At 70.1% G+C, this 12,078-nt stretch carries 12 protein-coding genes; 4 read left to right on the top strand and 8 right to left on the bottom strand.

The window, feature by feature from the left end; translation table 11 throughout:
- Positions 1-59: 59 nt before the first annotated feature.
- Positions 60-811, top strand: a protein-coding gene (locus HUW10_RS08425; RefSeq protein WP_174502420.1) for an IS5 family transposase whose coding sequence is annotated in 2 segments (ribosomal slippage) — positions 60-390 and positions 390-811 — 753 coding nt in all. Because the reading frame shifts where the segments join, the coding sequence is not laid out codon by codon here.
- 212 nt (positions 812-1,023) lie between these two features.
- On the opposite strand, the gene pqqC is transcribed toward HUW10_RS08425, so the two are convergent.
- The 4 genes from pqqC to HUW10_RS08405 are packed head-to-tail and all read right to left on the bottom strand — an operon-like array spanning position 1,024 to position 4,403.
- Complete coding sequence (gene pqqC / locus HUW10_RS08420; protein WP_236656298.1) at positions 1,024-1,788, bottom strand: pyrroloquinoline-quinone synthase PqqC; 765 nt, start codon at positions 1,786-1,788, stop codon at positions 1,024-1,026.
- 14 nt (positions 1,789-1,802) lie between these two features.
- On the bottom strand, positions 1,803-2,708 hold the full coding sequence (locus tag HUW10_RS08415) for an alpha/beta hydrolase (RefSeq protein WP_236656297.1): 906 nt from the start codon (positions 2,706-2,708) through the stop codon (positions 1,803-1,805).
- Positions 2,705-3,955: a flavin-dependent oxidoreductase gene (locus HUW10_RS08410; protein ID WP_174503085.1), complete on the bottom strand. Its 1,251-nt coding sequence runs from the start codon at positions 3,953-3,955 to the stop codon at positions 2,705-2,707. The genes HUW10_RS08415 and HUW10_RS08410 overlap by 4 nt, the downstream gene beginning before the upstream one ends.
- Positions 3,956-3,962: 7 nt before the next feature.
- Positions 3,963-4,403, bottom strand: a complete 441-nt coding sequence (locus tag HUW10_RS08405) for a cupin domain-containing protein (RefSeq protein WP_174503084.1) — start codon at positions 4,401-4,403, stop codon at positions 3,963-3,965.
- Between the two features lie 143 nt (positions 4,404-4,546).
- Here HUW10_RS08405 and HUW10_RS08400 point away from each other — a divergent pair, with 143 nt between their 5' ends.
- Positions 4,547-4,762: a hypothetical protein gene (locus HUW10_RS08400; RefSeq protein ID WP_174503083.1), complete on the top strand. Its 216-nt coding sequence runs from the start codon at positions 4,547-4,549 to the stop codon at positions 4,760-4,762.
- Here HUW10_RS08400 and HUW10_RS08395 read toward each other — a convergent pair.
- Both HUW10_RS08395 and HUW10_RS08390 read right to left on the bottom strand, forming a co-directional pair.
- Positions 4,748-5,953: a diaminopropionate ammonia-lyase gene (locus HUW10_RS08395; RefSeq protein ID WP_174503082.1), complete on the bottom strand. Its 1,206-nt coding sequence runs from the start codon at positions 5,951-5,953 to the stop codon at positions 4,748-4,750. The two genes, HUW10_RS08400 and HUW10_RS08395, sit on opposite strands and share 15 nt — an antisense overlap.
- A 104-nt stretch (positions 5,954-6,057) precedes the next feature.
- On the bottom strand, positions 6,058-7,887 hold the full coding sequence (locus tag HUW10_RS08390) for a chloride channel protein (RefSeq protein ID WP_174503081.1): 1,830 nt from the start codon (positions 7,885-7,887) through the stop codon (positions 6,058-6,060).
- Positions 7,888-7,969: 82 nt separating this feature from the next.
- Here HUW10_RS08390 and HUW10_RS08385 point away from each other — a divergent pair, with 82 nt between their 5' ends.
- Positions 7,970-8,443: a MarR family winged helix-turn-helix transcriptional regulator gene (locus HUW10_RS08385; protein WP_174503080.1), complete on the top strand. Its 474-nt coding sequence runs from the start codon at positions 7,970-7,972 to the stop codon at positions 8,441-8,443.
- Between the two features lie 28 nt (positions 8,444-8,471).
- On the opposite strand, the gene HUW10_RS08380 is transcribed toward HUW10_RS08385, so the two are convergent.
- Together HUW10_RS08380 and HUW10_RS08375 are read right to left on the bottom strand one after the other, a co-directional pair.
- Positions 8,472-9,881, bottom strand: coding sequence for a HAMP domain-containing sensor histidine kinase (locus HUW10_RS08380; protein WP_174503079.1), 1,410 nt, complete (start codon positions 9,879-9,881; stop codon positions 8,472-8,474).
- Complete coding sequence (locus tag HUW10_RS08375) at positions 9,878-10,618, bottom strand: response regulator transcription factor (RefSeq protein WP_174503078.1); 741 nt, start codon at positions 10,616-10,618, stop codon at positions 9,878-9,880. Before HUW10_RS08375 ends, HUW10_RS08380 begins: the two co-directional genes overlap by 4 nt.
- 97 nt (positions 10,619-10,715) lie before the next feature.
- On the opposite strand from HUW10_RS08375, the gene HUW10_RS08370 reads away from it, so the two are divergent.
- Complete coding sequence (locus HUW10_RS08370) at positions 10,716-12,077, top strand: TolC family protein (RefSeq protein ID WP_174503077.1); 1,362 nt, start codon at positions 10,716-10,718, stop codon at positions 12,075-12,077.
- Position 12,078: the final 1 nt, after the last annotated feature.

Below are 12,078 nucleotides of genomic sequence, written 5' to 3'. Positions count from 1 at the left end.
ACTAGGGTTTGTGGGGATTTGGGATTCCCATTTGGGTGTTGCTGTGATTCAAGCTGTGAATGGAACGATTTGTACTGACGGACGCCCAATGGGCGAGGATGGAACCGCATTGTCTTGGCAAGGCGAGTGACCCTGGCCGCAGCGGGCGGGACAATCGGCTGTTTCTGGAAGCGGTACTTTGGATTGTCCGCACTGGCAGTCCGTGGCGTGATCTGCCTTCGATGTTTGGCAACTGGAGCACGGCCTACCGCCGGTTCAACGACTGGCGCCGCGCTGATGTTTTCAAACGGATTTTCGACGCGGTATCTGATGAACCCGATATGGAATACGCCATGGTCGACGCCACGATCGTCAAGGTCCACCGTCACGGCCAGGGCGCAAAAGGGGGACTCAAAGCCAGGCCATAGGCTGTTCCAAAGGTGGCATGACAACCAAAATCCTGGCGCTGACGGATGCCCTGGGCAACCTTGTGCGCTTTCGTCTCATGCCGGGCAATCGCCATGACGGCATCGAGGTCCCGCCACTGATCGACAACGTCGAATTCGGTGGATTGATCGCAGACAAGGCATTCGACAGCAACGCTCTGGTCGCAGAACTCAACGAAAGAGGCGCCCGGGTCGTCATTTCCCAGCATCCGGCCCGGGCACTGAAGCTGAAAATCGACCGCGAAATCTACAAATGGCGTCATCTGGTCGAGAATTTCTTCTGCAAGCTCAAAGAGTTCAAACGCATCGCCCTGCGCGCCTGCAAAACAGACCAGAGCTTCCAGGCAATGATCTACCTCGCCGCAGCCGTCATCAACTCACGATGAATCCCCACAAACCCTAGAGCACTACATCCGATCCAGCCGGATCGGAAAGTGCTCTAAGGATGCGCCCGGCCTCGCGGCAATGGCCCCCGGCGCCAGAGCATCGTCCGATCAGACGGGGTTGTCTGATCGGATAAAGATTCTGTTTTATCAGTATGATAGGGCGCCATATCCGATCCATCGGGATCGGGCCGTGCTCTGGCTTGCAGGCAGGCTCAGGCGGTGACGCCGTAATGCCGTCCCATCGTGTCGTTCATCGTCCACAGGATATCGAGCTTGAACTTGAGGATCTGCAGGGCGCGCTCCTGCATTGGCCTCGTCGCGAAATGGGCAAGCGTGATCTGCAGGCCGTGGACAACGTCGCGCGGGGCCTGGCTGGTGCGGTTGCGGAAATAGTCCAGCCCCTCGCTCTCGATCCAGGGATAGTGTCCGGGCCAGGTGGCGAGGCGCTGGCGGTGGATGTCCGGCGCGAAAAGCTCGGTCAGCGAGGAGCAGACGGCCTCCTGCCAGGGCGCGCGGCGGGCGAAATTGACATAGGCGTCGACCGCGAAGCGCACGCCGGGCAGGAGGTGGCGCAGGTCGAGCATCTCCTCGCGCGGAAGGCCGGTGGCGATGCCGAGGCGGAGCCAGGCTTCGATGCCGCCATCGTCGCGCAGATGGGTGCCGTCGGGCAGTTCGTAGTCGAAGCCGTCATGGTCGAGGATGCGGCGGATCCAGCCGCGGCGGATCTCACGGTCGGGGCAGTTGGAGAGGATCGCCGCATCCTTCACCGGGATCGCGATCTGGTAATAGAAGCGGTTGGCGACCCACATGCGGATCTGCTCCGGCGTCGCCTTGCCGGTGTTGAGCATCACGTTGAACGGATGGTGGATGTGGTAGGCGCTGCCGGCCTCGCGCAGCTTCGCCTCGAATTCGGCGTGCGACCAGGGCGCGCGGCCGTCATCGGCTGGTGGCGCCTCGGCCAGGAGATCGGCTCTCATCATTGGACATTCCCCTAAAGCATGAGGCCGGAAGGACGACAGGGGATGGTCGGCGGCGCATTGATCTCGATCATTGCGCGGCGGGGCGGATCAGCGGCCCGGGGCGGCGAGCGGCGAGCGGCGAGCGGCGCGATGGCGGCGAAGAGCGGCGACGCGGGATCGGCCAGGTGGCGCAGGAGAGAAAAATGATCGGCGCCGGGGACGATGATCTCGTGGGCGATGTTGCCGGCGGCGCGCCAGGCCGCGTGCATCGCGCCGGTCTGCGCCCGGAAGGCGGGGGTTTCGTCGCCGCCGACGGCGAAGATCGCCGGCGGCATGAGCTGCTTCACGCGATGCACCGGCGAGGCGGCGCGGGCGGCGGCGGCGTCGAGCCCGAGGCGGTCGTTCAGCGGTGTCGCGCGCAGCGGGTCGAGATCATAGACGCCGCTGAGACCGATGATGGCGGTGACCGGGCTCGGACCGTCCCAGTCGGTCAGCGCGAGCTCGGCGGAGAGATGGGCGCCGGCGGAATGGCCGATGGCGATGAGCCCGCCGGTGCCGGCAGCGTTCAAGACGGCGGGGACGGCGCGGCGCACCGATCCGGTCAGCGCGGCGAGGCTGGCATCGGGGCAGAGCGGGTAGTTCACCAGCGCGACGTTGAAGCCAGCATCGACGAAGGGCGGCGCGAGGAAGCGGAATTGCGCCTTGTCGCGCCCCTGCCAGTAGCCGGCGTGCAGGTAGAGCAGGGTCGCCGCGGCACCGGGGGAGGCGAAGAAGTCGAAGCGTTCGCGCTCATGCGGGCCGTAGGGGATGTCGAGCCGGGGCGCGCGGGCGGCGATGGCGGCGTCGCCCTCGCGCAGGAAGGCCTCGATCAGCGCCGGATGGCTGGGGCGCATCTGCCCGGCGAGATACTGGAAGACGGGGTCGGACGGGTCGGTCATGGCGCGCCGCTCGCAGGTTGCGGTGCTGCGAAGCCGGCAAGGGTGGCGTAGCCGCGGACGATGGCCTCCAGCTCGTCCGGGCGGGCGACGTCGTCGATGCGGGCGAAGCCGTCGGGGGCGCGGGCGGCGACGAGGTCGATGACGCGCTCGGGGCCGCCGACGCGGTTGGACCGCACCACGGCGGCGGTCGCGGGGCGGCGCTCGGCCTCGTAGGCGGCGAGTGCGGCGGGGGTGTCGGCGCTTGCGGCCAGACGGTCGGCAAGGCAGCGGGCGTCGAGGATCGCCTGCGAGGCACCGTTCGAGCCGACCGGATACATCGCATGCGCCGCGTCGCCGAGCAGCGTGATGCGCCCGCGCGTCCAGCGGTCCAGCGGATCGCGGTCGCACATCGGGTAGAGGAAGATTTCGCGCGTTGTGCGGGCGAGGCGCTCGATATCGACGAAGGGCAGCGCGAAGCCGGCGACCAGCGGGGCGAACTCCTCCCAGGCGCCGCGGCGCGACCAGCTCTCGCGCGCGGGCGGCGAGGTGCCCTCGGCGCCGGTGCGGGCATAGACGACCCAGTTGGTCAGCCGCGTGCCGGCGGCGCCGGCGGCGGGCTGGCCGATCGGGTAGAAGACGAGCTTGGCAGTGGCGTTGCCGGCGATGATCATTTCATCGCCGCTGCCGAAGGCCGGCCAGTCGAGCGCGCCGCGCCACATCTGGATGCCGTTCCAGCGCATCGGCGGGTCGGCGTCGAGCAGCAGCGGGCGCAGGGTGGAATGGATGCCGTCAGCGCCGATCAGCACATCGCCTGCGATCGTCTCGCGATTACCGGCGGCGTTGGTGAGCGTGACCCGCACGGCACCGTCCGCCTCGGTGGCGGCGGCGACGCGTGCGTCCGGGCGCAGCGCCCGCTCCCCCAGCCGCTCGCGCGCGGTGCGCCAGAGCATGTCCTGCAACCGGCCGCGATGGATGGAGAATTGCGGCACGTCGTGGCCGGCATGCAGGCCACGCGTCTCGGTCCAGATCACCTGGCCGCGATGGTTGAGGTAGGAGAGCGCGCGGGTGCGCAGGCCGATTTCGTCGAGCGCGGGCAGCAGGCCGAGGGAGGCGAGTTCGCGGACGGCGTGCGGCAGGATGTTGATGCCGACGCCGAGCGGACGGATTTCCGGTGCGGCCTCCAGCACGAGGCACTCTATGCCGCTTCGGTGCAGCATGAGGGCGAGGGTGAGTCCGCCGATGCCGCCGCCGGCGATGAGCACGCGCATGGCGGGTTCAGCCCGGCGGCAGGAAATGGACCTCGTGCTCGGCCGCGATGCGGACGACCTCCGCAGGGTCGGCGAGGTTGTGGATCCGCTCGAACAGGGCGCGCAGCGAGCGACTGGGGGCGACCCAGAACAGGCATTTCACGTCGGCATCCGAGTGGTTGAAGATGCCGTGCGGCTTGCCCATCGGCATGCGGACCAGGTCGCCGGGACCGGCCGAGAGATCCTGCCCGTCGAGCCAGAGATCGAATTTTCCCTCCAGCATGTAGATGAATTCGTCCTGCGTCGGGTGGACATGCGGGGGGACGAAGGTGCCGGGCGGGAAGACCGCGTGCCAGGCCATCGAATGGTCCGACTCCTGCTTCAGCGTGTAGGTCTGGCCGAGGACGTTCCAGACAACGCCGTCGATCCCCTCGTCGGTCCTGGTGATTCCGGGCGGCATGTCGTTCATGGTCGGTCTCCCCTGTTTCGCATGGTTAAATCAGGCGGCGGCGGTGTGGGCAAGACGGCGCTGATCAAGGTGCTGACCGGGGGCGTCCAGCCGAGTTCGGGGCGGCGCCAGAGCATTTTCCGATCCCGGTGGCGCGATATGTAATGCTCTGTATTCGCGACGCGCCGGTGGACCTCTGCAATTCCTGGGGCCGCCGAGCGCATTCGCTGAAATTCGAGGCGGTGTACGAGGGAAAGTCGCTCGGCGAGCCGGCCACGGCACCCGCCATCAGCGAGGTGCAGGAAAGGCTGGACTTCGTCCGCTCGATCAAGCGCTTCGATCAAGCGCTCAGGGGGCGCGGCGATCTATATCGAGCATAATCCCGCGCCGGCCACCAGCGCCGGGTCGAGGCCGACGAGGTCGCGGTAGCGCGCCGGATCGGTCGCGCCCTCGGTGTTGAAGACCAGGATCCGCGCTTCCGCGCCGCAGCCGAGCGCCTGCCGTGCCCCGGCATCGCCGGTGACGCGGAGCAGTCCGGCGAGGCCAGCGCCGCCGCTTTCGCCGGCCACCACCGCCACATCGCCGGAGTCGGGCCGGGCGAGGCGGTTCATCGCTGCAACGGCATCGTCCTCGCTCACCGTCATGAAGGCGTCGGCGGCGCGGGCGAGGATTCGCCAGGCGACGAGCGAGGTTTCGTAGCATTCGAGCATGGCCATCACCGTCGGCGCGCCGGCCTCGATGCGGATGGTTCTGCCGGCGCGCGCCGCCGCCAGCACGCAGGCTGCGCGGTCGGGCTCGACGACGATGAGGGTCGGCCGAAGCGCGCCGAAGCGTTCGGCGAGATGGCCGGCGACCGCGGCGGCGAGGCCGCCGACGCCGGCCTGGATGAAGACATGGGTGGGCGGCGCCGGCATGGCGGCGAGCGCCTCGTCCACCATCGCGACATAGCCCTGCATGACGAGGCCCGGAATCCGTTCGTAGCCCGGCCACGACATGTCGGACACGAGGGTCCAGCCACGGGCGGCGGACAGGCGGGCGGCCTCCGCCACCGAATCATCATAGGTGCCATCGACATGGATGATCTCGGCGCCGAGGTCCGCGATCGCCGCCACCCGCGCCGGGCTGACGCCTGCATGCACGAGGATCGCGCAGCGGCTGCCCAGCATCGCCGCGCCCTGCGCCACCGAGCGGCCGTGATTGCCGTCGGTCGCGCAGGCGAAGGTCATGGTGGCGGCGATGCGGCGGACCTCCGGCGTGGTCATGTCGGCGTAGCCGACGGGGCGGCCGAGGCGGCGGGCGGCTTCCTCCAGCACCAGGCGGACCACGGCATAGGCGCCGCCGAGCGCCTTGAAACTGCCGAGGCCGAAGCGGGACGATTCGTCCTTGAGGTGGAGGGCAGCGACGCCGAGCCGGGCTGCGAGGCAAGGCAGGGCGATGAGCGGCGTCGGGCGGTGATCGGGGCGGTGGGCGAGGTGGCGGGCGAGTTCGTCGGCCGCATCCGCGCCGAGCAGTGCCGCATCGGCGGTGTCGAGCGGCGCGCGATGGGCGGGATCGGGGTTCAGGATCAGCATGTTTGTGCTCCCGCCGGAATCGAGGGGTCGGCCAAGTGGTCGCCCCCGTTATGCCGGGGACGGGGCGGCGCGCCAATCCGCCGCGCTCCGGACGGCGGGGCGCCTTACGGCACGGCGAGCGGCTCGGGCTTTTGCGCTTCCTGTGCGGCGGCGCGGCGGCGGAAGGGGAAGAACCGCTCGCGGCGGGTTTCAGCGAGCATGACGCGCTGGTGGACGCGCAGCAGGTCGGCGCGGGAGACGATGCCGAGGAGGCGTCCATCCGTGTCGACCACGGGGATGCGCGGGGCGTTCCGGGTGAGCATGCGCACCGCGATGGTGTCGGCCATCTCGTCGGGCGCGGCGGTGGCCACCTCGCGTCCGGCGAGCATCGCGCGCAACGGCAGGTCGCGCCGCACCTCGTCGCCGATCCAGTCGAGGATGTCGGCGCGGGAGACGAGGCCGAGCACCAGGCCGTCCGGCCCGGTCACCGGAAAGGCGCGGTGTGCTGCCGCGTGCGAGAGGAACCGCTCGATCGCCGCCCCCACCGGCAGATCCGCGGCCAGCGTGTCCACCTTGGTCGCCATGATGTCGCGGATGCGGGTCACGGCGAGCGGATCGATGCTGTATTCGCGGGTGAGGTGATGGCCCCTTCGGGCGATCTTCTCGGTCAGGATCGAGCGCTTCATCAGCAGGACGGTCACCGCCATGCTGGCCATGCTGGCGGCGAGCACCGGCAGGAGGACGAGGTGATTGCCGGTGAGTTCGACGGCGAACAGCGTCGAGGTCATCGGGGCGCGCATGGTGCCGCCCATCATCGCCGCCATGCCGAGCACCACCCAGAAGCCGGGGGCGGCGTGCGGCATCACGGGGGCCATGACCGCGCCGAGCGCGCCGCCGATGATCAGCAGCGGGGCCAGCACGCCGCCCGACGTGCCCGAGCCCAGCGCCACCGACCAGATCACGCCCTTGACCAGGACGAGGCGGATCGCGGCACCCCCGGCCAGCGTGCCGGCGAGCAGGCGCGCGATGTCGGGATAGCCGACGCCGAGGGAAGCGGGGTCGAACACGCCGCCGATGCCGACGACGAGGCCGCCGAGCACCGGCCACCACATCCAGTGGATCGGGAGTGTCTCGAACCCGTCCTCGGCGGCATAGACGAGCACGGTGAGCAAGGCGGAGCCAAACCCGGCGGCAAGCCCGACGCCGAGCCAGCCCAGGGCGTGCAGCGGATCGACGATCACGCCGCCGGCATAGGGAAACAGCGGTGCCGGAGCCATGCAGAAGCGGCGGAGGATCGCGGCGGTGATGCAGGCGGCGCCGACGGGAATGATGCTGCGAGGCTTCAGCTCGAACAGCAGAAGTTCGACCGCGAGCAGAAGGGCGGCGACCGGGGTGCCGAACACCGCCGTCATGCCCGCGCAGGCGCCGGCGACGAGCAGGGTCTTGCGTTCGGCATCCGTGAGGGTGAAGCACTGCGCCATCAGCGAGGCGGCGGCGCCGCCGGTCATGATGATCGGCCCCTCGGCGCCAAATGGGCCGCCGGTGCCGATCGAGATCGCTGACGAGATCGGCTTGAGGATCGCTACCCGCAGGTCGAGCCGGGCGCCGCCGAGCAGGATCGCCTCGATCGCCTCGGGGATGCCATGACCGCGGATTTTCTCCGATCCGTAGCGGGCCATCAGGCCGATCAGCACAGCACCGCCGGCAGGAACAAGGATCGTCCAGAGCGCGGGATGTCCGCCCGGCGCAGCGCCGCCTGCCGCGAGCATCCGGGTCGACCATACCCCGTAGTAAACGAGATTATTGATCAGCCCGATCATGCGCAGCAGGATCCAGCCGGCGATGACGCCGAACAGGCCGGCACAGGCACCGAACCCGATCAGCCGGAAGATCCCGCGATCGGTCGTGTAGTCGCCAAGGCGGGCGGGAGACGGAAGGTGGGGCGATGACGACATTGATCGCGGACTCCGGGGCAGGGAAGAGCTGGCCATATATCGTAATACGATATACAACAACCCGCCGGGAAGAGGAGACAGCATGGCTGATGCGTGTTTGACCGACGAGGACTACGAGATGCTGGCATCGTTCCGCTTCGCCCTGCGGAAGTTCCTCGCCTTCAGCGAGGCCGCCGTCCGGCGCGACGGGCTGACGCCGCGCCAGCACCAGGCGCTGCTCGGCATCCGCGCCATGCAGGGGCGGGGGAGCGCCAGCGTGTCCGACCTCGCGGCGTTCCTGATCCTGCAGCACAACAGCACGGTGGAACTGGTCGACCGGCTGGTGGCCGCCGGCTTCGTGGCGCGGACGACCGATCCGGAGGATGGGAGGCGGGTGCGGCTGGCGCTGACCGAAAGCGGGGAGGCGAGGCTCGCCGCGCTGTCGCAGACGCATCTGGACGAGCTGGAGCAGATCGGTCCCGAGTTACGGCACCTGCTGACGCGCATCCAGCGGTATCGGCGCCTGATCCGCGGTTCCGCGCGCAACGGCATGGCGGAGGGAAAACCCCTGACCTGAAATCGTCTCCTGCTCGTCGGCGCTACCCTTACCCCGGTCTGGGGGCGTTGCTCGCCGGAAAGACGAGGGTGACGGTGAGGCCCGGGCGGTTCGCGCCCTGGGTGGCATCGTCAAGCGTGAAGACAGCATCGTGCAGTTCGGCGATGGCGGCGGAGAGCGGCAGGCCGAGGCCGTAACCGGGCCGATGGCGCGCCGGGTCGAGCCGGCCGAAGCGGCGCAGCGCGGCACCACGGTGGTCCGGCGCAATGCCAGGGCCGTCATCGGTCAGGCGAACCGTCACGCGCGTCGCTTCAGCGCGGGCGACGAGGCCGATGCGCGCCGGGCCGCCCGCATGGGTCATCGCGTTCTCGATCAGGTTGGCGAACATCTGATTGAGGAGCTGGGCATCGCCGCGGATGGCGAGGCGAGGCGTGACCTGCGCGATGAGACGGTGGCCCGCCTCCTCCGCCACGGTCTCGTAGGTCTCGACCAGGCGGTTCAGCAGGTCGGTCAGATCGATGTTGGAAAAGGAGGCACGGCGGGCACCGGTTTCGATCTGGGCGAGGCGGAGGACGGCGCCGCAGAGCGCCAGCGCGCCGTCGACCTGCGCGATCGCCTCGGCGATGGCTGTCCCGGTCGCCGCCGGCTCGGGGTCGCGCAGCGCGAGTTCGAGGGTTTCGCGCAACCGGGCGAGTGGCGAGCGGAGATCATGGGCGATCTCGTTGCCGACGGCTGCGAGATTTTCCATCAGATGCTGCATGCGGTCGAGCATCGCGTTCACGGTTTCGGCCAGGCGGTCGAACTCGTCGCCGCTGCCGGCGAGCGGGATGCGGCGGGAGAGGTCGCCGGCCATGATCTCGCGGCTGGCGAGGCTGACCGCGTTCACCCGCGCGAGGGCCTTGCGGCCGAAACCGATTCCGGCGGCGAGGCCAAGGCTGAGGGTGAGGCCGAAGCCGATCAGGAAGCTGCGGCGGATCAGGTCGTTCAGCCGGCGGATCATCGTGCCGTCGACGCCGACGAGCAGCGACGCGCCGTCGCGCAGGCGGACCACGAGGACGCGCAGTTCCATCACCCCTTGGGCGAAGGCGCCGCCGGCCGGCGTGTCCAGCGTGTGCCAGCCGGGCGCGGGCAGCGGGAGGCGCAGATTGCCCGCGAGGGCGGCGCCGTTCGGCCCGGAAAGCGCGTAGAAGATGCGGAACGGCTTCTCCGCGAGGGCCGCGTTGATGGCGCCGGCGGCCTCCGCGGCAGGCGTTGCCGTCCCCTGCGGCAGGATCTCGCCGATCTCGTTGGTGATCGAAGCATCGAGCGTCTGTCGCAGGGAGCCAAGGGTTCCATAATAGATGACGACGAAGACGATGACGGCGCCCATCGCCGCCACGGCGGCGCCGAGCGCGGCGAGACGCACGCCGGAGGTGCGCAGGATCGCGGGGTGACCGGGTGCCGGCCAGAGCCGAGTCATGCGGGATCGCCGATGCGGTATCCGGCGCCGCGCACGGTGTGCAGCAGCTCGCGCCCGGCGCCCGCCCCGAGCTTGGCGCGCAGCCGGGAGACATGCGACTCCACCACGCTGGTGCGCGGGTCGAAATGGAAGTTCCAGACATCCTCGAGCAGCATCGTCCGCGTCACCACGCGGCCGGCATGGCGCATCATGTATTCCAGCACCTCGTATTCGCGGGGCTTCAGGTCGATGCGCCGGCCGGCGCGGCTGACGGCGCGGGTGAGCCGGTCGAGTTCGAGATCCTCGACCCGGAGCACCGGCCCGGAGGGGCGCATCTCGCCGCGCCGGGCCAGGGCGGCGACGCGGGCGGCGAGTTCGGCGGCGGCGAAGGGCTTGACGAGATAGTCATCGCCGCCGGCGCGCAGGCCCTCCACCCGGTCGTCGATGCCGCCGAGGGCGGTGAGGAACAGCGCCGGCATGCTCAGGCCGGCGCCGCGCAGGGTGCGGATCAGAGCGAGACCATCGAGGCCCGGCAACATGCGATCGACGATCAGCAGATCCCAGGCCCTGCCCGCGTGGCCGGCGGCGGCGCGCAGCAGGCCTTCCCTGCCATCGCCGGCAACAGCGACGAGATGCCCCTCGGCGCCAAGCGCGGCGCGCACGAGATTCGCTGTCAGGTCGTCGTCCTCGACCAGCAGAATGGCCAGGCTGGGTTGCGTCATCGCATCGGTCCGGTCATGCACGGAGCGGAGGATCATGGTACCGGCGCGCCGGTCAAGCCGCGACGGGAAACATTACCGAATCACAAACTGCATGTAAGCTGCGGGGCAGCTGCGCTCCGGCATCCAACCACGCGTGATCGGTTCTCCCCTCGCTTCTCTCCGCCGCTTCGCCGGCCTTGCCGCGCTGCTCGGCCTGTCCGCCTGCGCCAGTTTTCACCCTGAGCCGCTCGCGCTGCACCCATCCCCCGCCGGGTCGCTTGCGGCACTCGACCGCGCGCTGCCGGGCGGCGGGACGATTGCGGCGCGCGGTGCCCTGACGCCCGAGGACTATGCCGCACTCGCCGTGCTGAACGATCCGGCGCTGGCCGCCGGGCGGGCGGGGGTGCGGCTCGCTGCCGCCCGGCAATTTGCCGCCGGGCTGCTGCCCGATCCGCAGGTGAGCGGCGGGTTCGCCGCCCTGCTCGGCGGGCCGGCGGTCGCGCCGTCGATCTCCGGCGGCATCACCCAGGACATCGCGGCGCTGGTGACACGCGGCCCGCGCCTTTCCGCCGCCCGGGCGCGGACCGCCGCGGCGGCGGCGCGGTTCGAATGGCAGGAATGGCAAGTGGCGGCGAAGGCGGAGATTCTGGCGATCGGCCTCTGGGACGAGCGGCGACGGCTGGCCGCGCTGGACCGGGCGCGCAGCGCGCTGGTCGGGCTCGACCGCGCATCGCGCGCCGCGATCCGGCAGGGAAATCTTGCGATTGGCGCGGGGGCGACGGCGGCGGCGAGTCTCGCCGGGATCGACACAGCGCGGGATGCGATCGCGCAGCAGGAGCAGGCCGATCACGCGGCCCTTGCCGCGCTGCTCGGCCTCGCACCCGGCGCCGACCTGCCGGTCGCGGCACCGGACATCGCCCCGCTGCCGGCCCGGCGTGTGGCGGCGCTGGTCGGCAATCTCGCCCGGCGGCGGCCCGACCTGATCGCCCTGCGCTACGGCTATCGAGCGACGAATGCCGATCTGCGCGCTGCGATCCGCGCGCAGTTCCCGCTGGTCTCGCTCGCGGTGAATGGCGGGACCGACACGACGCGGGTGGCCAGTCTGGGGCCGACGATCACGCTCGACCTGCCGCTGTTCGATGGCCAGCGCGGCGCGATCGCGGTTGCGCGGGCCTCGCGCCGGCAACTCAAAGCCGCCTTCCGCGCCGCACTCGACCAGGCGGCAGGACAGGCGGAAGCGGCGCAACAGGCGCTGACGTTGCTTGGCGCGGAATATCGCCAGGCGGCGCGGCGCGCGGCAATCGCCCGGCGCGATGCGGCGGCGGCGCGGCTCGCCTATGCGGCGGGGCTGGTCGATGCCCGCGCCGAGGCCGACCTGATCGATGCGGCGGCGAACCGGCAGGCCGAGGCGATCGACCTCCGGGGCCGGATCGCGGCCGGGCGCGTATCGCTGCGCACGCTGCTCGGCGCCGGCCTGCCGATGATTCGCTCCCTCTCTGGCCCCGCCAAGGACTGAT

This window comes from Acidiphilium sp. C61, from assembly GCF_905116885.1.
GTDB lineage: Bacteria > Pseudomonadota > Alphaproteobacteria > Acetobacterales > Acetobacteraceae > Acidiphilium.
Note: the sequence above shows the minus strand (reverse complement) of the source record. Positions and strands in the feature narration are given on the sequence as shown.

Bases quoted from the DNA above. Each gene is read 5' to 3' on its own strand.
- pqqC (WP_236656298.1), bottom strand. From the start codon at position 1,788: ATGAGAGCCGATCTCCTGGCCGAGGCGCCACCAGCCGATGACGGCCGC.
- HUW10_RS08415 (WP_236656297.1), bottom strand. From the start codon at position 2,708: ATGACCGACCCGTCCGACCCCGTCTTCCAGTATCTCGCCGGGCAGATG.
- HUW10_RS08410 (WP_174503085.1), bottom strand. From the start codon at position 3,955: ATGCGCGTGCTCATCGCCGGCGGCGGCATCGGCGGACTCACCCTCGCC.
- HUW10_RS08405 (WP_174503084.1), bottom strand. From the start codon at position 4,403: ATGAACGACATGCCGCCCGGAATCACCAGGACCGACGAGGGGATCGAC.
- HUW10_RS08400 (WP_174503083.1), top strand. From the start codon at position 4,547: ATGCTCTGTATTCGCGACGCGCCGGTGGACCTCTGCAATTCCTGGGGC.
- HUW10_RS08395 (WP_174503082.1), bottom strand. From the start codon at position 5,953: ATGCTGATCCTGAACCCCGATCCCGCCCATCGCGCGCCGCTCGACACC.
- HUW10_RS08390 (WP_174503081.1), bottom strand. From the start codon at position 7,887: ATGTCGTCATCGCCCCACCTTCCGTCTCCCGCCCGCCTTGGCGACTAC.
- HUW10_RS08385 (WP_174503080.1), top strand. From the start codon at position 7,970: ATGGCTGATGCGTGTTTGACCGACGAGGACTACGAGATGCTGGCATCG.
- HUW10_RS08380 (WP_174503079.1), bottom strand. From the start codon at position 9,881: ATGACTCGGCTCTGGCCGGCACCCGGTCACCCCGCGATCCTGCGCACC.
- HUW10_RS08375 (WP_174503078.1), bottom strand. From the start codon at position 10,618: ATGATCCTCCGCTCCGTGCATGACCGGACCGATGCGATGACGCAACCC.